The organism is Microbacterium sp. K36 (assembly GCF_004794355.1).
Lineage (GTDB): Bacteria > Actinomycetota > Actinomycetes > Actinomycetales > Microbacteriaceae > Microbacterium > Microbacterium paraoxydans_D.
In genome coordinates, this window is record NZ_SSDN01000087.1 from 42338 (window position 1) to 65149 (window position 22812).

Consider the following 22812-nt stretch of genomic DNA (forward strand, 5'->3'; position numbering starts at 1 on the left):
GAGAGACCGAGATGACCTTCGAACCGACGCCGGCCCCCGCGCCGATGGTCCCGCCCGTGCTGTACCTGCCCCTGAGCGTGACGTCGACGCCCGAGGAGCAGCTCGTCGAGATCCGGGAGCTGAAGGACGGGCGGCGTGCACTGCTCGCCTACACCGCCCTCGACCGGCTGCTGGAGCTCGCCGGCGAGCGGCAGCCTTGGGTGCTGGTGCGCACCGAGGACCTCGGTCAGATCAAGGAGGCGCAGCCCTACGACGTCGTGATCTTCGACCTCGACGTGCCCGCGTCCTACCGCCGGAACGGAGCCATCGCATGAGCCGCATCGCGATGGACCCGGAGGTGATGGCCGTCCATGCGGACATGCACGAGGAGGCGGTCGAGCTCATCGAGACGAAGCTCTCCGGCATTCCGACGGCCGTCGACGGCGGGCTCGCCTCCGATACGGTCGCCGCGATCATGCAGCGGGTGGGGGAGGGCGTCGACGCCCTGTACCGGATCAACGGCACCCTCGGAGAGATCGTCCGCGCCATCGCCGACGACGCGGAGACGAACGAGCAGGACGTGATCGACCAGCTCGACCCGGTCGCGGCCATCGTCGAGGACCTCTGATGACGATCGACACGACCACGTACGGCGACGCCGACCAGGTGCAGGCGGCCGCGGACTGGCTCGACCCCGACCTGAAGGACGCCGCGGACGTCTCCTCCAACGTCACGACCTTCATCCCGACCGGCGTGCGCGGGCACTGGTACGGCGAGTCGGCGGACGACTACGTCACGATCCTCTCGCGCACGACCGACGCCGCGAAGGAGATCAAGGATCTCGCCCGTGACGCCGCCGAGAAGCTCCGGTCGTACGCCGGGCAGCTGCGGCGCATGAAGGAGGACTTCGCGACGCACCGCGACAATGCGCGGGCGGCGGGGCTCCCGGTCAACGGGATGATCATCGGCCGGCCGGTGTCCCTGATCCCGGTATGCCCCACCTCGCGCGACGACCCCTACTGGGACGAGTGGCAGGAGCACCTCGACCGCATCGAGCTGTACAACGAGATCGCCGCCGACGTCGGCTCCTGGTGGGGCGAGCTCGAGGTCTGGATCAGCGAGAACCTCGACGGCTTCCTCGGGACCATGCCGAGCCAGTCCACGGCGGACAAGATCCTGTCCGGTCTTCGGGAGGCGAGCGGCGAGGTCCCGAAGATCTACCTCGAGGGCCAGGGCCTGGCGTGGGCGGAGACGGCGGCCGAGCTCACCTCCCACGCGGAGGATCTGCGTCTCGGAGCATCGGACTTCGTTCGCGAGCTGCGCTCCGGCAACCCTGCCGTCAAGGCCGCCGCCGAGGCCGCCAACCCCACCGGCATGCGGTGGGCGGCGGACGAGGCCGAGGATCTGGCCCGCGGACTCTCTCGCGCGAGTCGGGCGGTGCCGTTCATCGGCTGGGGCGTCGACGCCTGGAACCTGGGCTCGGCGATGTCGTCGGGCGATGACCCGTCGTCCACCGCGGTGGAGATCATCGGCGGTGCGGCGGGTGGCGCGGCTGCGGCTGCCGGGGTCGCCGCGCTCGCGGCGGCCGGTGTCGTCACGCTCCCGGTCTGGGGCACGGCGGTGGTCGTCGGCGGGGCCGCGGTGGCGGTCGGTGCCGGTGCGGTGTGGGCGTACGAGAACTGGGTGCCGCAGGACGTCCGGGAGTCGATCGACGCCGGCATGGCGGATGCATGGGACGCCACGACGGACTTCGCGGAGGACGCCTGGGAGAACACGACCGACTTCGTGGGCGACGCGGGGCACAACATCGGCAAGGCGTGGAAGGGACTGTTCGGGTGACAGGGCAGCAGCAGTCGACGTCTCCGGAGACGATCTGGGTACCTGGTCATCCGGGGTGGCAGGGGCAGCCGCGGGCGACCACGGCACTCACCGTGTTCGGCGTCGTGTTCGCCATCGTGGTCCTGCTGTTCAGCCTGATCCTGTTCGCCGATCCGGCTCCCGCGATGAAGGCTCTGGGGATCGGTGTGCTCGCGGCCGTCGCCGTGGGCGTCTGGCTGCTGGTGGCCCATGCCCGCGTCTCGCGGGTCCGAGTCGTCCGGCCGGTCGTCGACGGTCCGGCGATCGCGTTCGGCGGGGCCGCGGGGATCGTCTGGCCGCTGCGCGCCCTCGCGCCCGTGGGGGCCCTGCTCCTCGCGGCGTGGGCATGGAGCATCTTCACGGTGCCCGCAGACCGACTGCCGCTCCTCACCCTGCTCCTCCTCCCGGTGGTCGCGCTGATCATGACGATCGCCGGCACCCGGTCGTGGTTCCGGGCTCCCTCCGCCCATCGCCTGACGCTGCGCCCGGACGGGGTGGAGCTTCGGATCCCGCGCAACAACGTGGCCGTGGCATGGGAGGAGGTCGTCGGCGCCGGCCTGGAAGGCAACCGCGTGGTGCTGCGGACGGCGACCGCGCAGCCGTCCTCGTGGGCGGCGGCCGACCTCGCGAGCGATCCTGTGCTCCTGGCCGAGCTCGTCACCTTCTACGCGAACCGTCCCGACGTCCGTGCCGAGATCGGTGCGGGCACGCTCGCCCGCCTGCGGTCCGGGGAGTTCTAGCGGTGCCTCTCAGCGGGCGCCGGCGGCGTCGGCGAGATGACGCGCCTCGTGGCCGAGGACCTTCACGATGATCCCGTGGCGCCGGAGTTCAGCGACGGTGCGCGCGCCCTCTTCGGCGTCGAGCCCCAGGGCCCGGATGTTCGCCACCACGACCACGTCTCCGGTCCGGAGCGTCGAGATGAGTCGCGCGAGGCGGTCGTTCCAGCTCTCCAGGATGTCCGGCGCCGGGTGACGGAAGCCCTCGATGGGCACGCCGAAGCGGGTGAGGTCGGCGCGCTGCTCGACGACCGACGGCATGCCCTCGCGGGCGACGACGAGGCCGACCAGGCGGGAGCCCGCGGGACGCGCGGTCCAGAAGTTGCGGTTCTGCTGCAGCTCCGTGAAGCACTTCGGGCACTTCGCTGCGTCGTGCGGGAGGTGGAGCGGGCTCGTCAGCGCATCGTCGAGAGACGGCGTCGTTCCCGCCGGGTCAATCGTGTCGCTCATCCCGCACCTCCGCCCTCTATTCTGCCCTGCCCAGGTGTCCCGCGGCGACCGGATCAGAGCAGTCCGAGGGCTCGGACCGCGTCCCGCTCCTCCACGAGCTCCGCGACCGAGGCGTCGATGCGCGCGCGGGCCCGGTCGTCGATCTCCAGACCCTCCACGATGCGCCACTGGCCGTCGACGGACTGCACGGGGAACGAGGAGACGAGGCCCTCGGGAACGCCGTACTCTCCGCGCGAGACGACGGCGGCGGAGGTCCAGTCCTCGGTCCCGCGGACCCAGTCGCGCACATGGTCGATCGTCGCGCTCGCGGCGGAGGCGACGGAGGACGACCCGCGGACCTCGATGATCTCCGCGCCGCGCTTGGCGACCCGGGGGATGAACGTCTGGTCCAGCCACGCCGGGACGTCGCCGACGATCCGCTCCAGGGCGTCCTGCACGGGCTTCCCGCCGACGGTCGCGTGCGACACGTCGGGGAACTGCGTGGCCGAGTGGTTGCCCCAGATGGGCACCCGCCGCACCGTGTGCACGGGGGCGCCGAGAGTCTGGGCGAGCTGGGCCCGTGCGCGGTTCTCGTCCAGCCGCGTGAGGGCGGTGAAGCGGTCGGCGGGCACGCCGTCGGCCGCCGCCGAGGCGATCAGGGCGTTCGTGTTGGCGGGGTTGCCCACCACGGTCACGCGGACGCCGGGGTCGGCGTTCGCGGCGATGGCGGCGCCCTGCGGCCCGAAGATGCCGCCGTTCGCGGCCAGCAGGTCGCCGCGCTCCATCCCGGGACCGCGGGGGCGTGCGCCCACGAGCAGGGCGAGGTCGCAGCCGTCGAAGCCGACCGCGGCGTCGTCGGTCACCTCCACGTGCTCGAGCAGGTCGAAAGCGCCGTCCTGAAGCTCCAGCGCCGCGCCCTCTGCCGCGCCGAGCCCCTGCGGGATCTCCAGCAGCCGCAGCCGCACCTTCTCATCCGGACCGAGCATGTCGCCGGCGGCGATGCGGAAGAGGAGCGCGTAGCCGATCTGTCCGCCCGCGCCGGTGATGGTGATCGTGGTGGCCATGTCACGAGCCTACGTCCGTCGCGGTGTCGGCGCGCGGAGTACCCTCGACGCATGACGTTCAATCCCGACGCCGACCTCTCCCGCAACACCACGCGCCGCCGCGGACGCACGGCGGCGATCGCGGGCGGCTCCGGCGTCGGCGTGCTCGCCCTCCTCGCCCTCATCGCCGGCCCCCTGCTGGGCATCGACCTGAGCGGACTCGTCGGGGGCGCGCCCGGGGGCGGGAGCGAGCCCGCCGGCGGTTCGGCCATCGAGAACTGCGACAGCGGTGAGGACGCGAACGCGAACGTCGACTGCCGCATGGCGGGGGCGCAGGTCGCGCTCGACGCCTTCTGGGAGGACAACGTGGAGGGGTACCAGGCTCCGCAGCTCATCGTCGTCGACGGAGCGACCTCCACGCAGTGCGGCACCGCCTCCAACGCGGTCGGCCCGTTCTACTGCCCGCCGGAGGAGACCGTCTACATCGACCCCACGTTCTTCCAGCTCATGCAGCAGCAGTTCGGGGCCTCCGCCGGGAACCTCGCGCAGCTCTACATCGTCGGGCACGAGTGGGGTCACCACATCCAGAACCTCCTCGGGGCGATGGAGCGGTACCCGAACAACGGGACGGGTCCCGGCAGCAACGGCGTGCGCATGGAGCTGCAGGCCGACTGCTACGCCGGTGGCTGGCTCGGCCGCGCGACCGAGCAGACCGACGCCGACGGCGATCCGTACCTCGAGAAGCCGACGGAGGAGCAGATCCGCGACGCCCTGAACGCGGCGTCGACCGTCGGCGACGATCACATCCAGGAGCAGTCCGGGCAGGTGAACCCGGAGACCTGGACCCACGGCTCCAGCGAGCAGCGTCAGCGCTGGTTCGCGGAGGGGTACCAGAACGGGCTCGACGCGTGCGGGCAGGTGTTCACCCTTCCCGCCGATCAGCTCGACCCGTAGACCCGGCGCTCCCGCCGGTGTCAGATAACGTGGACTCGGCAGGATCGCACGACCGGTTGGGGGACCGAACATGACGAACACCGAGGGGCTCTATCCGCCCATCGAGCCGCACGAGACCGGAGTGCTGCTCGTCGGCGACGGGCACCGCGTGGCCTGGGAAATCAGCGGCAACCCCGACGGCAAACCCGTCGTGTTCCTCCACGGAGGCCCCGGCAGCGGCACCTCGCCGTGGCAGCGGCAGTTCTTCGACCCCGACGCCTACCGGATCATCCTGCTCGATCAGCGCGGATGCGGTCGGAGCACGCCGTCCGCCGCGGAGCCGGAGGCCGATCTCCGACACATCACCACCGCGCACCTCATCGCCGACCTCGAACTGCTGCGCAAGAATCTCGGCATCGAAAGGTGGCAGGTGTTCGGTGGGTCCTGGGGCAGCGCCCTCGCGCTCGCCTACGCCCAGGCCCACCCCGACGTGGTCTCCGAGCTGATCCTGCGCGGGATCTTCACGCTCCGTCGCGCCGAGCTCGAGTGGTTCTACGAGGGCGGGGCGGCGGCGCTCTTCCCCGACCTGTGGGAGGACTTCATCGCGCCGATCCCGGTCCTGGAGCGCTCGCGGATGATCGAGGCGTACCACCGGCGACTGTTCGACCCGGACCCGGCGGTCCATGAACCGGCGGCCCTCGCGTGGGCGGCGTGGGAGGCGGCGACCGTCACGCTGCGCCCCGATCCGGAGCAGATCGCGGCGATGGCCGATCCCCGCCGGGCCGTCGCTTTCGCGCGCATCGAGAACCACTTCTTCGTGCACCGCGGCTGGTGGGCCGAGGGGCAGCTGCTCGCGGGGATCGACGCCATCCGGGACATCCCGACCGTGATCGTGCAGGGCCGCCACGACGTGGTCACCCCGATGATGACGGCGTGGGATCTGCACCGTGCCTGGCCGGAGGCCGACTTCCAGGTGGTCGACGACGCGGGGCACTCCGCCGCCGAACCCGGCATCCGCGCGGCTCTCCGCGCCGCGACCGATCGGTTCCGCCCCGAGGGCTGACGCGGTCCCCTCAGGCGCGGAGCGCGCGCATCAGCGTCTTCACGAGGCCGAGGGTGCCGCCGTCCGCACGATGGCGGGTGAGACCCTCGCTCACGGCGGCACCGGTGCGGGAGGAGGCGAACCACGGCGGCTTCGGGAGGATGGTCATCCGCCCTCCGCCGTTCGCGACGGGAAGCGAGCGCGGGAACGGCCGGAAGGGGCCGCGCAGCACGGAGCGCTCCACCTGGTCCAGGAGCAGGGCGTTGTGGACGACGCCGATGCCGCTGCCGACGTCGTCGATCGTGCCCCCGGGGAAGGCGCCCCAGGTGAGCGTCGGTGTGATGAATCCGAAGGCGGTCCAGCCGTTGATCGCGATCGAGCCGTAGTGGAGGGCTGTGAGTGCGCGCTCGAACCCGCTGCCGAGCGCCTTCTCGGTCGCCGGGTCGATGAGCAGGTTCGCGCCGAGCGTGCCCTGCAGCTTCTCGTTCGCGTGGGCGACCGCGGCATCGAGGAACTCCTGGCCCGTACCGGGCAGGCTCACCACGCCGAGGACCGGGGCGAAGTACTCCGTGTTCTCCAGGGCTGAGGGGTCGTCGTGGGCACCGATCTCGACGAGGAGCCGGTCGCCGAGCACGAGGGCGTCCGGATAGTCGTCCGCAGCGGTCTGCATGCGGGAGGGGGCACCGGGGTACCAGATGGGGCGCTCCGGAGCGGTGGCATAGGCGCGGCGCAGCGCGGCGCGGAAGTCGTCGGCCTGGTCCCAGTCGGCGGAGAGGATGACGACCTGCCCCGCGATGCAGTTGTGCCCGCTGTTCTGCAGGCGCATGGTCGCGATGTGCTCGGCCTGATACGTGAGGTCGGCGGCCGTCCACTTCCCCGGCACGACGATGATGGGGGAGACGCCGCCGAGCTCCGCGGTGATGGGCTTCTTCAGCAGCGGCCGGTCCTCGCGCCGGCGGCGCTTGGTCGCGGCTGCCCCCTCGCCGGTCGACGGTCCCCAGACGATGGTGTCGAAGGTCGCCGCCGAGCCGGTGATGTGCACGTGGGCGATGCCGGGGTGCTGGGTGAGGTAGGCGCCGGCAGCGGGGCCCCCGCGCACGATCCGCAGCAGTCCCGGCTCGATGAGCGGGGCGAGCGCGCGCTTGTAGACGGGGACCAGCGCATCCTGCGTGGGGTTCACCTTCAGCAGGGCGGTGCGGTTGTGGGCGAGCAGTTCGTACAGCACGTCCAGCACGGGGATGGAGGTCACGTTCCCGGCGCCGAGCACGAGTCCGACGCCCCCGGACACCGTCGGCGTGCGCTGTGCCAGACCGGCCTTCGCGCGGGCGGTGTTCGGCGTGGTCCCCGGCTCGAGCCAGACCTCGCCGGTGAAGCCGGACAGCAGGAACCGGTCGATGCCGGTGAGGGGGAAGGCATGCACGCGCGCGCGGCCGCCGGGTGCGCGGTCGACCCGGATGCCGTCGAGCGGATTGGCGCCGTTCGCGATCCGGGTGAGCGTGGCGATCGAGGCGTCGAGTGCTCCGAGGACGCTGTACGGACCGCTCAGCCACTCCTCGCCGCGGAGCGGATGCCGCACGTCCAGGCCCTTGGAGGCGGCGGCTATGGTCGCCCAGTCCTCGGCCGTCGCGGCGACGCTCGTGCGCACCTGCCGGAGCAGCGTCGCGCGCTGCGCCACGGTGAGTGCGGTCCACACCGCCGTCCCCGTCTGCAGGTCGTCGACGGCGGCGTCGAGCCGTTCCTTCTCGCCCTCGCCGAGGGCGGGGGTGGCGGGCGCTGTCGTGGGCGCAGAAGTCATCGGCGTCTCCTTCGAACGGGCTTTCAGCTTAGGCGTCCGCGAGGAGATTCGCCGGGATGGCGTCGGCGTTCAGATGAGCGAGAGCTCGCGCAGCTTCGACTCCACGTCGGCGTTCGACGGCTCGACGTGGTGCGAGGCGTCGGGATAGACGACCACGGGGATGTTCGTGCGGCCGGAGATGTCCTTCGCGATGTCCGCGGCGTCAGGGTCGGCGACCAGGTCGACGTAGGTGTACGCGACGCCGAGCTCGTCGAGCTGCTTCTTCGTGCGGATGCAGTCGCGGCACCAGTCGGCGCCGAACATCGTGATGGTGTCGGAGGCGGGGTTGGTCATGCATCCAGCCTACGTCCGCGGGGGACGGGTGGCTCCGAAGAAGCCCGTGAGGGCGGCGGCGAGGACCTCCGGCGCCTCCTCCGCCATGTGGTGTCCGCTGTCGACGCCGTGGCCGCGCACATCGTCGGCCCAGTCCCGCCAGATGCGGAGGGGGTCGCCATAGAGCTCTTCGAGATCGTCGCGTTCGGACCAGAGCACGAGGGTCGGCATCCGGAGCCGACGCCCGGCGGCGCGATCCGCCTCCTCGTGCGCGCGGTCGACCGTGAGGCCGGCGCGGTAGTCCTCGAGCATCGCCCGGACGACCGACGGCTGGCGCACCGCGCGCAGGAACTCGGCATGGTTGGCCGCGCCCATCGTCGCCGGGTCGGCCTTGGGGGCGTACCAGGCCTCCGGGTCCGCGCCGATGACGCGCTCCGGGACGTCCGGCTGGGCGAAGAAGAACCAGTGCCACCACTGTGCGGCGAAGGTCGCGTCGCAGCGACGGAGGTGCTCCGAGATCGGCAGGCAGTCCAGCAGGGCGACCTGTTCGACGGCCTCCGGGTGATCGAGGGCGAGTCGGAGCGCGACGTAGCTGCCGCGGTCGTGCCCGACCAGGCGGAAGCGCTCATGGCCGAGTCGGTCGGCGACGGTGCGGATGTCTCGGGCGACGGCGCGTTTGGAATGGGCGGAATGATCGGCAGTGGGCGCCGGGCCGCGGGAGCGGCCGTAGCCCCGGAGGTCGGGGCAGATCACCGTGAAGCCGTGGGCGACGAGGAGCGGGGCCACCCGGTGCCAGGTCGCCGAGGTGCGGGGGTGGCCGTGCAGCAGCACCACGGGCGGCCCCGAGCCGCCGTGGCGCACGAGGATGTCCGCCTCCGCGGTCGGGATCCGCGTGGTCGTGAAGCCGGGGAACAGCACCTCGTCGGCGGCGCTCATCGACCGGGGTCCGCTTCGTCCGGCAGCTTCTCGACCGGGACGATCACCACGTCCTGCACCTTCCAGTCCAGGTCGGCGATGCCCGCGGACGCGGCGGTCAGGTCGGCCGTGCGGACGCCGCGATGATGCGGCACCACGAACGCCTCGATATGGAAGACCTGGCCCTGATCCCGCATGCGCACGGCGGCCTGATCCACCCAGGGGCGGCTGCGCAGGTAGGAGACGACATCGCGGGCCAGGGGATGCGGCTCCGTGCTGTCGAAGGTGCGGGCCCGCTGGTCCATGAGGTCGACGATCGCCGTCTTCGTGTTGCGGAAGCCGTCCCAGATGATGCCGAGCGAGATGAAGAGCGCGGCGGCACCGTCGAGCCACCAGACGCCGGCGCCCACGCCCAGCACGCCGACGATGGAGGCGACCGTCGTCTGCCAGTCCGCCTTCGCCATGTCGGCGTCGGCGTAGAGCAGCTTGTTGTGCAGGACGGGGGCGAGCTTGGCCTTGGCCGGACCGTAGAAGAACACCGGCCCGACGATCACGACGGCCATGACGGCGACCATCAGCCAGCCGAGCCAGATCGTCTGGCCGAACACCTGCACCGTGCCGATGGTCGGATGCTCCCCGCGGATGAGGCCGGCGACGGCCTCGACGGCGAGGTTCAGGCCGACCGCGAGGAGCGCGACACCGGCGACGAGGTGGCCGACGCCCATCGCGCGGTGGAGGCCGTAGGGGTGCTTCCGGGTGGGGCGTCGCCGCACGAACAGGAGCGCGAGGAGGAAGGCGAACTGCGGGATGAGCGACAGCATGTCTTCGATCCACGCCGTGCGCATCGCCTGGGACTCGCCCACGACGAGCGCGATCACGGTGATCGTGATCGAGGTGTAGACGATCGTGAAGATCTCCCAGCGCACGGCCTTGCGCGTGGCCTGCTGCTGTTCGTCGGGGAGCTCGGTGCGCCCGAACTGCTTCGTCCCGGTCATCGATCGACCTTCTCGTCGAGAGAGGCCTCGAGAGCCGAGAGGAAGGCGTTCTCGCCGAGGGGCACGAGCATGACGAGCTCCCGATCGCCCGCGCCCTCGATACCCGGATAGCCGCGGGTCACGCCCGCCTTGTCGATCCACGGGGTGTCCGGCGTCAGTCCGCCGGCCACGAGGTCGAGGTCGCCCGCCTCCAGCATGCCCACCAGGCTTTCCTCGGTCGCGACCGTCCACGTGACGTCCGCGTCGATGCTCGCGGCGAAGTCGTCGACGAGATCCACGACCGGCCCGCGCGGCTCGCCGTCGTCGATCTCGACAAGACCGGGGTCGGGCGAGGTGCCAACCCGCAGCTCTCCAGCCGTGACCCGGTCCAGGGTGCCGTCCGGGTCAGCGGGGACCGTCGCCCCGCAGCCGCCGAGGGCTGTGGCCACGAGGAGGCCGGCCAGGGCGCCGATCAGGCGTCGTCCGGCGGAGATCCGTCGAATCCTGTTGCTGCTCACAGAGCAAGGGTGGCCCGCCGCGTCGTCGCCGAGCAACGGCGTTGACGAGCGCCGTCGTGGAAGGCTAGTTGCTCTTGAAGGTAAGGGTAGCCTTACCTATAGTGGAGACATGAGCAGCGCGTGCGAGCATCTGGAGGATCCGGACTGGGAAGCCATGGAAGGAGCGGTGCTCATCGCCGGGGACGCCGCCGACGTCGGAGCGATCGCTCGCGTCGCGTCCCGGCTCCCGTGGGATGCGCACGGCGTCATCCTCATCGAGGCGGCGGCCCGTATCCAGTTCCGGCACATCGACGTCCCCCCGGGGGTCTCGGTGCGCTGGCTCCTGCGCGCCGAAGGTCCGCGCGCCCATGCCCGCGGCGAGCGCCTCGCGAACGCCGTCTACGCGTGGTGCCTGGAGTGGACATGCAGCGAGCCCCCGGAGCACTGGACGGTGTGGCTCGGCCCGCACACGCCGCCGCACGTGGCCCGGATGGCACGCAGCCTCCTCGGCGTCGCCAACTGACCAGCCTCAGCGCGTCGCGCCGACCGCCGATGCCGTGGCGTTCGCGGTGATCGCATCGAGCGCGCGACGGAGCGCCGAGCTCGACGTATGCGCGGTGTACGGGAAGTAGACGACCTCGACACCCACCTCCGCGAACTCGCTCTCCAGCCGCAGGCCCTTCTCGGTGCCGCGCCAGTCGTCGCCCTTGAAGAAGTGCGTGAAGCGCACGTCGCGCCAGGAGTCCATCTTCGACGGCGTCGTCTCGACGTAGACGTCGTCGACGAAGGAGATGTGCCGGACGATCTCGGCACGTTCGGCGGTCGGGATGACCGGCTCGATCCCCTTGACCTGACGCAGCATCTCGTCGCTCACGACGCCGGCGATCAGGATGTCGCAGTGCTGTTTGGCGTGCCGCAGCAGATTGAGGTGCCCGACGTGAAACAGGTCGAAAGCTCCGACGGCATAGCCGATACGCGTCCCCATGATCTCCCCAGATCGATCATTCCCCAGTCGAACGGATCCCCACCCGTTCGGCGCGACTCCCACAGCCGCAGACGACACTCTAGCAGGAACATGTCCTGCGGCCCATAGGAACCCATGGAACGATGGATGCCGGAGCCGATGGGGCTGCGGAACGAAGGGGACCACGTTGGGGGCAGGGGTCACGGTCATCGTGCCGACGTACAACGAGCGCGACAACGTCGCCGAACTCGTGGCGCGGACGGCTGCGGCGTTGGCGGGACGGGACGCCGAGATCCTCTTCGTCGACGACAGCACCGATGACACGACGGCCGAGGTGGAGCGCGTCGCGGTCGACGCCCCGATCCCGGTGCGGGTGATCCATCGCGCGGACAACGTCGGAGGCCTCGGCGGGGCGGTCGTGGTCGGCCTGGGAGCCGCGGACGCCGATGTCTGCATCGTGATGGACGGCGACCTCCAGCATCCGCCCGAGCTCCTGCCGGCCCTGCTCGACCGCTATGCGGCGGGGGACGCGGACGTGGTCGCCGCCTCCCGGTACATCGGCGGCGGCGACACCAGCGGCCTCGGCACGGCCATGCGCTTCGGGGTGTCCCGCGCCGCCACCTGGCTGACCCGCGCGATGTTCCCCCGACGGCTCGCCCGGAGCACCGATCCGATGACCGGTTTCTTCCTCGTCGACCGGCGCCGGCTCGACCTGGCCGCCCTCCGGCCGCAGGGATTCAAGATCCTCCTGGAGATCCTCGCCCGGACCGATCTGCGGATCGCGGAGGTCCCGATGGAGTTCGCCGAGCGTCGACACGGCACCTCGAAGGCGAGCCTGCGGCAGGGGGCGACGTTCATCGCCCACCTGGCGCGGCTGCGCTTCGGCAAGATGTCCCTCTTCGCGGCGATCGGCGTCCTCGGGGCCATCGCCAACCTCGCGATCATGTGGGCGCTGACCGCGGCTGGCGTGCCCTACGTGTGGGCGGCGATCATCGGTGCCGAGGTCACCATCATCGGCAACTTCCTGCTGCAGGAGCGCTTCGTCTTCGCCGACATGCGCACCGATGCCCGCAGCGCCGCCGTGCGCTTCGCTGCCTCCTTCACGTTCAACAACGTGGAGGCGGCGCTGCGCATCCCGGTGATGGCGCTCATGGTCGAGACGTGGCACATCTCCAGCGTGCTCGCGACGGCCCTGTCCCTCGTCGTGGCCTTCTTCGCCCGGTTCCTGTTCCACTCGCTCGTCGTGTACGCGCCCCGTCGGCGTCGGGAGGAGCGGCAGGCCGCGGGCGAGCCGGAGCCGGACACCGCGACCCTGCGCATCATCCGCGCCATCGACGCGGAGGCGATGAAGCCGGGCGAGCTCTAGGCGTCCGCGGACAGGTAGTCGGCGAGGGCCGCATCCGCATCCCGCGGCGTCCAGCCGGTGGCCGTGATCCGGGCGAGGTCCAGGACGCTGTTGCGCGGACGCGGCGCGATCGGTCCGGCCTGGTCTGCGAAGTACTCCTCCGTCGTCACCGAGGTGACCGCGGCCGGGTCGTGCCCGGTCAGCCGGTAGACCGCGCGGGCGATGTCGGCCCAGGAGTGCGGTTCGCCGCCCCCGGTCACGTTGTAGAGCCCGAACGGCGCCGAGACGTCGAGCAGATGCCGGATGGCCTCCGCGAGGTCCGTCGTGAAGGTGAGTCGTCCGATCTGGTCGCCCACCACACGCGGGGCGACGCCCCGCCCGGCCAGCGAGGCCATCGTGCGCACGAAGTTGTGGCCGTCGCCGATCACCCAGGAGGTGCGCAGGATGTAGTGGCGGGGCACGGTCGCCACGATCGCGTCTCCAGCGGCCTTCGTCTGGCCGTACACACCCAGCGGGCAGACCCCGTCCGTCTCCGTGTACGGCTCGTCTCTCGTGCCGTCGAACACGTAGTCGCTGGACACGTGCACGAGCGTGAGCCCGTTCTCGGTCGCGACCCGGGCGAGCGCGGACACGCCGGTGACGTTCGCCGCCCAGGCTTCCGCGCGGCCCTCCGCCGTCTCGGCGCGGTCGACGGCCGTGTAGGCGGCCGCATTGATGATCGCTCCGTAGTCGCGCCAGCGCCGTGCGCGGGTCAGCCCGGGGTCGCGGAGGTCCAGCGTCTCGCGGGTCGTGTACTCGACGTGCTCCGCATCGCCGAAGGCCCTGCGCAGCGCCAGGCCGAGCTGACCGGATGCCCCGACGACGAGGATCTTCCGCGGACCGATCGGGGTCACCTCGGCCAGTCGAGGATGTGCCCGGTCCTTCGGAGAGATCTCGACCCGGTCGAGGGGGATCGGCCACGCGATGGCCGCCGTCTCGTCGGCCAGATTCAGGAAGGAGTACGCCGCGTCGGGCGACCAATGGTCGTTCACCAGGTAGGTGTAGGCGGTGTCCGCTTCGAGCGTCTGGTACGAGTTGCCGACGCCGCGCGGCACGAGGATCGCGCGCGACGGGTCGATCTCCGCCGTGAAGACGCGCCCGAACGTCTCGCCCGCCCGCAGGTCGACCCAGGCGCCGAAGATCCGGCCGGTGGCGACGGAGACCCACTTGTCCCACGGCTCGGCGTGGATGCCGCGGGTGGTGCCGATCGCGTCGTTGAACGAGATGTTGTTCTGCACGGGGCCGAAGTCCGGAAGACCGGCGGCGACCATCTTCTCGCGCTGCCAGTTCTCCTTGAACCAGCCGCGGGTGTCGCCGTGCACGGGGAGGTCGACGAGGAGCAGGCCGGGGATCGGCGTCTCCGTGATCGTGAGCGGCTTGCCGAACGTGGTCATCACTGCCCCCTGGCGGCGTAGAACGATTCCGTGGCGTCCTTGGCCGGCGCCCACCAGTCCTCGTTCTCGCGGTACCACTCGATGGTCGAGGCCAGGCCCGACTCGAAGTCGGAGAATCGCGGCGCCCAGCCGAGCTCGGTGCGCAGCTTCGTGGAATCGATGGCATAGCGCAGGTCGTGGCCGGCGCGGTCGGTGACATGGTCGTAGGCGTCGGCGGGCTGGCCCATCTGCGTGAGGATCAGTTCGACGACGGACTTGTTGTCCTTCTCGCCGTCGGCGCCGATCAGGTACGTCTGCCCGATCTCGCCCTTCTCCAGGATCGTGAGGACGGCCGAGGAGTGGTCGTCGGCGTGGATCCAGTCGCGCACGTTCTGTCCGGCGCCGTACAGCTTGGGCCGGATTCCACGCAGCACGTTCGTGATCTGGCGTGGGATGAACTTCTCCACATGCTGGTACGGGCCGTAGTTGTTCGAGCAGTTCGAGATCGTCGCCTGCACCCCGAACGAGCGCACCCAGGCGCGCACCAGCAGGTCGCTGCCGGCCTTCGTGGACGAGTACGGCGACGAGGGGTTGTACGGAGTCTGCTCCGTGAACCGTGCCGGGTCGTCCAGCTCCAGATCTCCGTAGACCTCGTCGGTGGAGATGTGGTGGAACCGGCGATCGTGCCGACGGGCGGCCTCCAGCAGCGTGTAGGTGCCGATGATGTTCGTGTCGAGGAACGGCCGTGGGTCGTGCAGCGAGTTGTCGTTGTGGGACTCGGCGGCGTAGTGGACGACGGCGTCGGTCCGGGCGAACAGGCTGTCGACGAGTGCGGCGTCGGCGATGTCCCCCTCCACGAGCTCGACCCGGTCGGCGGGCAGACCCGCGAGCGAGGCGCGGTTGCCGGCATAGGTGAGCTTGTCCAGCACCGTCACCTGCGCGTCCGTGTGCGCGACGACGTGGTGGACGAAGTTCGATCCGATGAAGCCGGCACCGCCGGTCACGAGCAGGCGGGTCATCGAGCGCCCCTTTCGAGCAGTCCTAGCAGGTAGGTTCCGTAGCCCGACTTCACGAGGGCTTCCGCGCGCGTGCGCAGGGCCTCGTCGTCGAGGAAGCCCTGGCGCCAGGCGACCTCCTCCGGCACGCCGATCTTCATCCCCGTGCGGCGCTCCATCGTGCGCACATAGTCGGCGGCGTCGGTCATCTGGTCGAACGTCCCGGTGTCCAGCCACGCGGTCCCGCGCGGAAGGACCTCGACCTGGAGCTTGCCGCGCTCGAGGTAGGCACGGTTCACGTCCGTGATCTCGTACTCCCCACGGGCGCTCGGCGCGAGGTTCCGGGCGATCTCGATGACATCGTTGTCGTAGAAGTACAGGCCGGGTACGGCGTAGTTGCTCTGCGGCGCGACGGGCTTCTCCTCCAGGGAGACGGCCTGGCCGTCGGCATCGAACGCCACGACCCCGTAGGCCTCCGGCTCCGCCACCCAGTAGGCGAAGACCGCGCCGCCGTCGATGTCGGCGAAGCGCTTGAGCTGCGTGCCCAGGCCCGGCCCGTAGAGCAGGTTGTCCCCGAGGACCAGGGCGACGCTGTCGTCCCCGATGAAGTCCGCGCCGATGGTGAAGGCCTGTGCAAGGCCGTCCGGCGATTCCTGCTGAGCGAACGAGAGGGAGACGCCGAACTGCGAGCCGTCCCCGAGCAGCCGCTCGAAGTGCGCGGCGTCGTGCGGCGTCGTGATGACCAGGATCTCGCGGATCCCGGCGAGCATCAGCGTCGACAGCGGGTAGTACACCATCGGCTTGTCGTAGACCGGGATCAGCTGCTTCGAGACCCCCAGCGTGATGGGGTGCAGCCGCGTCCCCGAGCCGCCCGCCAGAATGATGCCCTTCATGTATCCCCCTCGTGAAACATCGATGCTCGTGGCGGCGTCACTGAGAGGACGGCCATCCCCTGCCGTCCGACGACCCCCACAGTCGTACGCTCGACTCTAGCGGAGAAGTCGCTCTTTACAGCGCCCGGACCGAGGGCCATAGTGGGCCTCGTGGGATCCGAGGACAGCCCGGCGCTGTCCGTCACCTGGGCGCATCGTGCCGAGCAGTCGGCCTCCGTCTGGGCGCGCGCACACGCCAGGGGAGAGGTTCCGAGCGTGTGGCCGTATGGGCTGGACGCTCTCCGCGAGCATGCCGTGGTGGAGGTGGACGAACTCCCCGATCCCGGTCGGATCGCACGGCTCCGCGCACGCGCCGGCCTCGGCCCCCGACCCCGCGCGGGGCTCGCCATCGCCTGGGACGAGAACACGGCCTACCGCCTCCAGATCCTGCGGCCGCGGACGCGGTACGCCGCGGGGGTCATCTGGCTCACCGACATGGCGGCGGCCGGTGCCGCACCCGGTCGCTTGGTGACGATGCTGCGGGCGGCCACGGCGCTCTGGGTGCTCAGCGAGGCGCAGGTGGTCCCGTTGCAGCGGCTCCTCGGGTCCGGCGGGCCGCGGGTCTTCGTCGTCCCGTTCGGGATCGACCACGAGTTCTTCGCCGCGCACCCGCCGTCGGCCACCCCCCGGATCGTCAGCGCGGGCAACGACAGGGACCGGGATCCCGCGACGTTGTACGCCGCGCTCGCCCTGGTCCTCGCCGCGCGCCCGGGCGTCGACGTCGTCGTGCAGTCGCCCTCCGCGCTGCCGCCTCCGGAGGGCGTCCGGCTCGTGCGCCGACTGCCGCACACCGAGCTCCGCGATCTGTATGCGACAGCGAGTGTCGTGGTGACCGCGACCCGCCCGAACCTGCACGCATCCGGGATGACGGTCGCCCTCGAGGCACTCGCCACCGCGCGTCCCGTCGTGGTCTCGGACACCCCGGGCATGCGTGACTACGTCAGCACCCGCACCGGTGCCCTCGTCCCACCGGGGGAACCGGAGGCTCTGGCGGAGGCGTTGATCGGGATGCTCGACGACCCCGACCGAGCGGCCGCGCTCGGGCAGCAGGGGCGGATCGAGGTCGAGCAGCGGTTTACGACGAGGACGATGGTCGACGCGCTCGTTCGCGGTCTCCGAGCCGACGGCTGAGGGGGCGGATCAGTCCCGTCCCCGGCGCTTGACGCGCACGGCGGCTCGGAAGGCGTCGCGGTGCGCGCGACCCGCATCCGCCCACTCGCGACGGGAGAGGTCGGGAGTCCCGGCGAGGGAGGCCGCCGCGCGCCAGGAGGAGACGAGCGTCTCGGCATCGAGGTCGTCTCCGTCGTACATGTGCACCCACTCGGCGCCCACCTCGCGGGCGAGGGCTTCGTTCGCCTGGTTCCGCGGCACCAGGACCGGGCGGCCCATCGACAGGGCGGCCAGGACGCTGCCCGAGTTGTGCATGAAGCGGTACGCGAGCACGATCAGCTCGGATGACGTCGCGAGGTCCACGAGCTCCGCGTCACTGAGGAAGTCGAGGTGGAGGTCGACTCCGGGGAGCGCGGCGGTGCGTGCGCGGAGGTCGTCGGCGAGCTCCGGCGTGGATGGACGCCCGCCGATGCGCAGGCTCAGCGCCGGCTCGATCGCGACGGCCTCGCCGTAGGCGTCGATGAACCCGTCGAGGCCCTTGTACCTCCGGATCCCGCCGAACGACCCCAGCCGTCCGTGCACGCGCTCCGCGGACGGGTAGACCGCGTACCAGTCGCGATAGTGCCCGTGCAGGATGAGGCTGTGCGGGGTCCCGGCCGGCAGCGGTGTGGTCTCGTTGATGACGATCCGGTAGTCGGTGTGCCGGTCGATGAAGCGCAGCAGCCAGAGTCGCGGGGCGTTGTCGTCGGGGAGCTCCAGGTTGTGCACGGTCCGGACCACGGCGATCCGCCGCGACAACCGGTGCCGGAAGGCGAGCGCGGTCGTGAGCGCGAACTTCCCCGCGGACTTCCACCAGGCGGATCCGTGGAGCTTCGCCTCCGGCCAGTGCCAGTGGAAGGCGTCGTAACGGCCGAAGAGCGCAGTCTTCCAGGAGAACCGGAGGTGTTCCAGGCCCTCCGTCGTCCCGAGAGCCTCGTCGAGCATCTTGTTGTACGGATTCGTCGTGGGGCGCGGCGCGCCCAGGGACTGCATCACGCGGATGCTCGACGCGGATTCGGTCATCGTGTTGTCCTCCGAGGGGCGACGGTACTCGTCGTAGCGGCGCCCGAAGGCGGCCGCGATGGTGCCGCGACCGCGATGGATCAGGCGGGTGCCGCGGGCGTGATGGGTGATGTTCGAGGTGACGGCGCCGAGGGCCCGGCGCGCCGCACCGACGACGATCCGGGTGAGGCCGCCGAGGACGGCGTGCACGCGGAGCACCCCGCGGCGCACCCTCCCGTGCGCGAGCTTCACTGCGATGCGGGTGCCGGCGTTCGCCGAGCTGAACGCCCGCTGTGCCGCCCACGCGCGGCTGAGCCGCGCGGCGACGACGAGGTCTTCCGTCTCGGACTCGTTGCACCAGACGATGCGGCCGCCTCGGCCGACGAGCTCGCGGGTGAAGAGCGTGTCCTCGCCGCCGCCGAGCCCGAGGGACGGGTCGAAGCGCACGCCGAAGCCGCGCACCGCCCGCAGGTCGAGCAGCAGGTTCCCCGCCGCGGCGACCGAGAGCACCGTCCCGGTCGGGCGGGGCGGACGACGGAACGTGCCGGAGGCGAGCAGCCAGGGATCGACGTCGGCGTCGAACACGGAGATGACGCGGCCCATGACGGCATCCGCGTCGAACGCGCGCCAGGTGGTGATCAGCGCCGAGAGCCAGCCGGCACGGGGGACCTCGTCGTCGTCGATGAAGGCGAGCAGGTCGCGGTCGGCGCACTCGTCGAGCAGCCGGTTCCGGGCCGCGACGATTCCCGGCGTCGGCTCGACGACGTAGCGGACGGGCAGGGCGGCGCTCGCGGCCACCTCGCGGGCGGAGCCGGCGGCGTCGTTGTCGACGACCAGCACCTCCACGTCCACGCCGAGATGCGTGCACTCCGCGATCCGGTCAGGGAGCGCGCGCAGCAGCGCCGCCAGCAGCTCCGGCCGTCGGTAGGTGGGCACGCCGATCGTCACGGCGATCGCGTCGCCCGTCCCCGGTCCCCTCGTCATCCGCCTCATCCCCATGGCAGTCGTGCGCCTGTGTCCCCGCGCCGGCTCATCGTACCGTGAACGGCGGGTGCGCCGAGCCGGCTCTGGCGTATAGTCGGTGTCCTGGGAGTCGACGCCGGTCGCGACTCTGGGGAATTCGACCGGCGACCCGAGCGGACCGTGTGGGCGGATCCGGGGGGAGGATCGCGTGTCAATCGTGCACGGACGGCTGGCCGTCGTCGTCGTGAACTACGCCTCGGCGCGGCTGCTCGAGCGCAACCTGGTGCTCGTGGAGCGCGAGGCCCGTGCCGTCGACGAGGAGACGCTGATCGTCGTCGTCGACAACTGGGCGGGTACCGCGGAGCGCGAGGCCGCCGTCGCCGTCGCACAGGCGCACGGATGGACCCTCATCACCCCCGAGACGAACAGCGGATTCGGCGGCGGGGTCAACATCGGGGTCGCCCGAGCGCTCGCGGACGGCGCGACCGACGTCCTCGTGATCAACCCGGACGCCCATATCGACCGTGCATCGCTCGCGCGCCTGGCCGCCGCCACCGCGGCCTCGCGCACGACCCTCGCCTCGCCGGTGATCACCGACTCCGACGGACGCACCTGGTTCGCCGGCATCGACCTCCTGCTCGACGACGGCACGATGCGCGCGCGCCGCAAACGCCGGGCGGACGACGTGCGCCCCTATGAGGCGTGGCTGAGCGGCGCCTGCCTGTGGATCACCCGCGAGGTGTGGGCGCTCACGGGAGGCTTCGACGACGAGTACTTCCTCTACTGGGAGGACGTCGACTTCTCCCGCCGCGTCGTCTCGGCCGGAGGCACGCTCGTCCTCGTCGAGGAGGCGACGGCCGTGCACGACGAGGGCGGTACGCAACGCGCCGAGCCCCAGCTCGCGAGGGCGAAGTCGGAGGGCTACTACTTCTACAACATCCGAAACCGGATGCTGTACGCGGTCCGGCACCTCGACGACGAGACCGTGCATCGCTGGCGCCGGTCGATACCCCGCACCGCCCGCGAGGTGATCCTCCGCGGCGGCCGCCGACAGCTGCTGCACTCCGCCGCGCCGCTCCGCGCCTACGTCCGCGGGGTGCGCGAGGCCCGGCGGATCGCGCGACTCTCCGGCACGGACCCGAAGGGAACGACATGGTCGTAGACGCCTACCGACAGCTCGCACGGGCGCAGAAGGGGCACGCGCGTGGCGCACCGGCCTATTCGGTCTACGTGAACCGCCGGCTCGGACGCGTGCTCGCCGCGGTGGCGTTCCGGCTCGGTCTCACGCCGAACCAGGTGTCGATCATCAGCGCCGTCCATTCGTTCGCCGCCATCGGCCTCATCGCCTTCGCCCCGGTCACCGTGCCGTTCGGGCTGCTCATCGCGCTCCTCCTCGTCCTCGGCTACGCGTGGGACTCCGCGGACGGTCAGGTCGCCCGGCTCCGCGGCGGCGGGAGCCCGCAGGGCGAGTGGCTGGACCACTTCATCGACACGCTCAAGATCGCGTCCCTGCATCTGGCGGTGCTGATCGGCCTGTACCGGGTCCTCCCTGAGGCGCCGTCGCTGCTGCTGATCCCCATCGTGTTCAGCATCGTCGCCACGACCACGTTCTCGGGCATGCTCTTGAACGACCTCCTCAAGGGCAAGCATTCCGTCGCGTCCACGCACGAGCGTGGCGGAGGCACCCTCCGGCGCTCACTCGTGCTGCTGCCGACCGACTTCGGGCTGGTCTGCCTCGTCTTCGTCCTCTGGGGCTGGACGCCGGTGTTCCTCGTCGCCTACGCCGCGCTCTGCGCCGCCGCGGTCCTGTTCCTCGCGCTCGCCGCGGTGAAGTGGTTCCGCGAGATCGGAAGGCTCGGTGACGCGGCATGACCGGCGGCTCGATCCTCATCGTGTGCGCGGCCAACGTCTGCCGCTCCCCCTTGGCCGAGCTGGCGCTGCGGCGCGGGCTGGGGGAGGGGTCCGCGTTCGTGGTGCGCAGCGCCGGCGTGCGCGCCCACGACGGTGACCCGATCTGCGCCGAGGTCGCCGCGCGGCACACCGACGAAGGCTGGCAGGCGCAATCGCGGGCGCATCGAGCCCAGGAGGTCACGCCGGAGATGCTCGCCGAGGCGGACCTCGTGCTGACCGCCTCGCGCGATGTCCGGGGGGAGCTGGTGCGGGCGGCGCCCGAGTACCGCGACCGGATGTTCACGCTGCGCGAGGCGGCGCACCTCGGGATCGGCTTCCCGTCCGGGGGGTCCGACGTGGTCGCCGACTACCTCGCGCACCTCGACCGGGCGCGGACACGCGCCGTGCCGCTCGGCGGCCCGCCGCGTCGCGGCGGTGCGCTCCGTCGGCTCCTCGACCGGCGCTCCGCCCAGGACCCGGCGTCCATCGCCGATCGGCATGGGAGTCGGGGGCACACCGACACCATCACCGAGGTCGAGCAGGCCGTCGATGCGATCGCCGGGCAGCTCGGCGGGCACCGCCGACATTCCTCCTGAGCGGAGGGTTGTGGTTTTCCACGGTCCGCACTACCATTAGCCGACGCCGTGTTCTGCACGGCTGGGGGGAAACCGGAGCCGAGGGGGCTCTGGCTGGGGAATCTGGGTTCTGGGGAGCTGCAGTGTTCACTGTTTCAGCATGCCGTTCTGGGGACGGCTCATCTCGCGCACGACGTGCGCTGTTCATCGCGCCCGTCGTGGCGCTCGCGCTCGCCTTCGCCGGGTGCACGGCGGCACCGGACACCGCGGCGTCGCCGGAGCCCGAGGGCACCAGCACGACCGACTGGACGCCGCCGGCCGATCCCGAGGCCCAAGGGCCCACCGAGGCCCCTGCGTTGACCGAGGAGAGCGGCGCGCTGGACGCGGAGATCGCCCTGTCCACCGACATGGTCGTGACCGTCGACGACATCTCGACCACCGAGATCACCCCCGAGACGCCGGGCGAGTATGCCGGCTCCGCCGTGGTGGTGACCGTGAAGGTCGCGAACGAGTCGAAGCGGGCGCAGAGCATCGACTCCGCCGTCGTCAGCCTCGTCACCGACGACGGCGACGTGGGGGTGGCCACGACCGCGGGTCCGAACGAGCCGCTCCATGGGGAACTGGCCGCCGGCGATGACGCCACGGGAACCTACGTCTTCATGCTCGACCCTACGAAGGGCCGCGCCGTGAAGATCAGTGTGAACTATGCCGCCGGTGAGCCGGTGGCGACCTTCGCGGGCGAGCTCTCCTGAGCTGTGGACGCGACGACTTCCGCCGCGTCTCGTACGTGACACTTTCGAAGAAGAAATCTGGGGCTGGGGAGCAACATGGGTAAGACATCCACTTCGAGGCGGGCGCTGAGCGCACTCGCGTCGGTCGTGACGGCGGCGCTGCTGATCACGGGCATGACCACGTTGGGGGCGACCGGGGCGGCAGCGGCCGATACGCCGTCGACGCCACCGCCGCTTCTGCAGCGGAACGACGACGTGGTGACGTCGGACCCGATCCCGACCGTGCAGATCGACAACGGGTA

Annotated in this window: 26 protein-coding genes; 14 read left to right on the forward strand and 12 right to left on the reverse strand. The window is 71.1% G+C overall.

The features are described 5' to 3' along the window. Positions 1–11 precede the first annotated feature (11 nt). Genes DW296_RS11725 through DW296_RS11740 form a run of 4 tightly spaced genes read left to right on the forward strand, consistent with a single transcriptional unit; the run spans position 12 to position 2576 of the window. Positions 12–314 carry an SAV_915 family protein gene (locus DW296_RS11725; RefSeq protein ID WP_136052379.1) on the forward strand — a complete coding sequence of 101 codons (303 nt, stop codon included), beginning with the start codon at positions 12–14 and terminating at the stop codon, positions 312–314. After that, complete coding sequence (locus tag DW296_RS11730) at positions 311–607, forward strand: hypothetical protein (protein WP_062635420.1); 297 nt, start codon at positions 311–313, stop codon at positions 605–607. The genes DW296_RS11725 and DW296_RS11730 overlap by 4 nt, the downstream gene beginning before the upstream one ends. Then, on the forward strand, positions 607–1818 hold the full coding sequence (locus DW296_RS11735) for a hypothetical protein (protein ID WP_025104634.1): 1212 nt from the start codon (positions 607–609) through the stop codon (positions 1816–1818). The genes DW296_RS11730 and DW296_RS11735 overlap by 1 nt, the downstream gene beginning before the upstream one ends. After that, positions 1815–2576, forward strand: a complete 762-nt coding sequence (locus DW296_RS11740; protein ID WP_136052380.1) for a PH domain-containing protein — start codon at positions 1815–1817, stop codon at positions 2574–2576. Before DW296_RS11735 ends, DW296_RS11740 begins: the two co-directional genes overlap by 4 nt. Before the next feature lie 9 nt (positions 2577–2585). On the opposite strand, the gene DW296_RS11745 is transcribed toward DW296_RS11740, so the two are convergent. Together DW296_RS11745 and DW296_RS11750 are read right to left on the reverse strand one after the other, a co-directional pair. Then, positions 2586–3062, reverse strand: a complete 477-nt coding sequence (locus DW296_RS11745) for a dehydrogenase (RefSeq protein ID WP_025104632.1) — start codon at positions 3060–3062, stop codon at positions 2586–2588. Positions 3063–3115: 53 nt separating this feature from the next. Then, positions 3116–4105: a malate dehydrogenase gene (locus DW296_RS11750; protein ID WP_136052381.1), complete on the reverse strand. Its 990-nt coding sequence runs from the start codon at positions 4103–4105 to the stop codon at positions 3116–3118. Positions 4106–4156: 51 nt separating this feature from the next. Here DW296_RS11750 and ypfJ point away from each other — a divergent pair, with 51 nt between their 5' ends. Together ypfJ and pip are read left to right on the forward strand one after the other, a co-directional pair. Beyond that, positions 4157–5038, forward strand: a complete 882-nt coding sequence (ypfJ, locus tag DW296_RS11755) for a KPN_02809 family neutral zinc metallopeptidase (protein WP_136052382.1) — start codon at positions 4157–4159, stop codon at positions 5036–5038. Between the two features lie 70 nt (positions 5039–5108). Then, on the forward strand, positions 5109–6080 hold the full coding sequence (pip, locus tag DW296_RS11760; RefSeq protein ID WP_136052383.1) for a prolyl aminopeptidase: 972 nt from the start codon (positions 5109–5111) through the stop codon (positions 6078–6080). Between the two features lie 10 nt (positions 6081–6090). Here the strand turns inward: pip and DW296_RS11765 are convergent, their stop codons facing one another. From DW296_RS11765 to DW296_RS11785, 5 genes are all read right to left on the reverse strand, one after another. After that, entirely contained in the window at positions 6091–7854 is a 1764-nt protein-coding gene (locus tag DW296_RS11765; RefSeq protein WP_136052384.1) for an aldehyde dehydrogenase family protein, read from the reverse strand. A gap of 69 nt (positions 7855–7923) precedes the next feature. Next, positions 7924–8187, reverse strand: coding sequence for a glutaredoxin family protein (locus tag DW296_RS11770; protein WP_071327714.1), 264 nt, complete (start codon positions 8185–8187; stop codon positions 7924–7926). Between the two features lie 9 nt (positions 8188–8196). After that, entirely contained in the window at positions 8197–9102 is a 906-nt protein-coding gene (locus tag DW296_RS11775) for an alpha/beta fold hydrolase (protein WP_136052385.1), read from the reverse strand. After that, positions 9099–10076: a cation transporter gene (locus tag DW296_RS11780; RefSeq protein WP_136052386.1), complete on the reverse strand. Its 978-nt coding sequence runs from the start codon at positions 10074–10076 to the stop codon at positions 9099–9101. The genes DW296_RS11775 and DW296_RS11780 overlap by 4 nt, the downstream gene beginning before the upstream one ends. Beyond that, positions 10073–10573, reverse strand: a complete 501-nt coding sequence (locus DW296_RS11785) for a transporter substrate-binding domain-containing protein (RefSeq protein WP_240743073.1) — start codon at positions 10571–10573, stop codon at positions 10073–10075. Before DW296_RS11785 ends, DW296_RS11780 begins: the two co-directional genes overlap by 4 nt. Before the next feature lie 109 nt (positions 10574–10682). Between DW296_RS11785 and DW296_RS11790 the strand changes: the two genes are divergently transcribed. Next, positions 10683–11075: an SIP domain-containing protein gene (locus tag DW296_RS11790; RefSeq protein WP_136052387.1), complete on the forward strand. Its 393-nt coding sequence runs from the start codon at positions 10683–10685 to the stop codon at positions 11073–11075. Between the two features lie 6 nt (positions 11076–11081). Here DW296_RS11790 and DW296_RS11795 read toward each other — a convergent pair whose 3' ends face one another. Continuing rightward, entirely contained in the window at positions 11082–11537 is a 456-nt protein-coding gene (locus tag DW296_RS11795) for an adenylyltransferase/cytidyltransferase family protein (RefSeq protein WP_060922253.1), read from the reverse strand. A 166-nt stretch (positions 11538–11703) separates the two neighbouring features. On the opposite strand from DW296_RS11795, the gene DW296_RS11800 reads away from it, so the two are divergent. Next, complete coding sequence (locus DW296_RS11800; protein WP_240743074.1) at positions 11704–12882, forward strand: glycosyltransferase; 1179 nt, start codon at positions 11704–11706, stop codon at positions 12880–12882. Here DW296_RS11800 and DW296_RS11805 read toward each other — a convergent pair. The 3 genes from DW296_RS11805 to rfbA are packed head-to-tail and all read right to left on the reverse strand — an operon-like array spanning position 12879 to position 16161. Beyond that, positions 12879–14294, reverse strand: a complete 1416-nt coding sequence (locus tag DW296_RS11805) for a sugar nucleotide-binding protein (protein ID WP_136052388.1) — start codon at positions 14292–14294, stop codon at positions 12879–12881. The genes DW296_RS11800 and DW296_RS11805 overlap by 4 nt on opposite strands. Next, positions 14294–15292, reverse strand: coding sequence for a dTDP-glucose 4,6-dehydratase (gene rfbB / locus DW296_RS11810; RefSeq protein ID WP_060922256.1), 999 nt, complete (start codon positions 15290–15292; stop codon positions 14294–14296). Before rfbB ends, DW296_RS11805 begins: the two co-directional genes overlap by 1 nt. Next, positions 15289–16161 (reverse strand): glucose-1-phosphate thymidylyltransferase RfbA, encoded by an 873-nt coding sequence (rfbA, locus tag DW296_RS11815; protein WP_136052389.1) that lies wholly within the window; start codon positions 16159–16161, stop codon positions 15289–15291. Before rfbA ends, rfbB begins: the two co-directional genes overlap by 4 nt. Positions 16162–16311: 150 nt before the next feature. Between rfbA and DW296_RS11820 the strand changes: the two genes are divergently transcribed. Beyond that, positions 16312–17331, forward strand: coding sequence for a glycosyltransferase family 4 protein (locus DW296_RS11820; RefSeq protein ID WP_136052390.1), 1020 nt, complete (start codon positions 16312–16314; stop codon positions 17329–17331). Between the two features lie 9 nt (positions 17332–17340). Here the strand turns inward: DW296_RS11820 and DW296_RS16660 are convergent, their stop codons facing one another. Next, on the reverse strand, positions 17341–19335 hold the full coding sequence (locus DW296_RS16660) for a glycosyltransferase (RefSeq protein ID WP_240743075.1): 1995 nt from the start codon (positions 19333–19335) through the stop codon (positions 17341–17343). A 187-nt stretch (positions 19336–19522) separates the two neighbouring features. Between DW296_RS16660 and DW296_RS11835 the strand changes: the two genes are divergently transcribed. The 5 genes from DW296_RS11835 to DW296_RS11855 form a co-directional block, all read left to right on the forward strand. Further along, the gene (locus DW296_RS11835) at positions 19523–20476 is read left to right on the forward strand and encodes a glycosyltransferase family 2 protein (protein WP_240743076.1); all 954 of its coding nucleotides are present in this window, start codon (positions 19523–19525) and stop codon (positions 20474–20476) included. Continuing rightward, entirely contained in the window at positions 20467–21186 is a 720-nt protein-coding gene (locus DW296_RS11840) for a CDP-alcohol phosphatidyltransferase family protein (protein ID WP_136052391.1), read from the forward strand. The genes DW296_RS11835 and DW296_RS11840 overlap by 10 nt, the downstream gene beginning before the upstream one ends. Then, positions 21183–21800, forward strand: a complete 618-nt coding sequence (locus DW296_RS11845; RefSeq protein WP_136052392.1) for an arsenate reductase/protein-tyrosine-phosphatase family protein — start codon at positions 21183–21185, stop codon at positions 21798–21800. Before DW296_RS11840 ends, DW296_RS11845 begins: the two co-directional genes overlap by 4 nt. A 197-nt stretch (positions 21801–21997) precedes the next feature. Next, a complete protein-coding gene (locus DW296_RS11850; RefSeq protein WP_071327706.1) occupies positions 21998–22531 on the forward strand; it encodes a DUF4352 domain-containing protein in 534 nt (177 codons plus the stop codon). A 75-nt stretch (positions 22532–22606) separates the two neighbouring features. Beyond that, positions 22607–22812 (forward strand): hypothetical protein (locus DW296_RS11855; protein WP_136052393.1); only part of this gene is annotated, 206 nt, incomplete at its 3' end.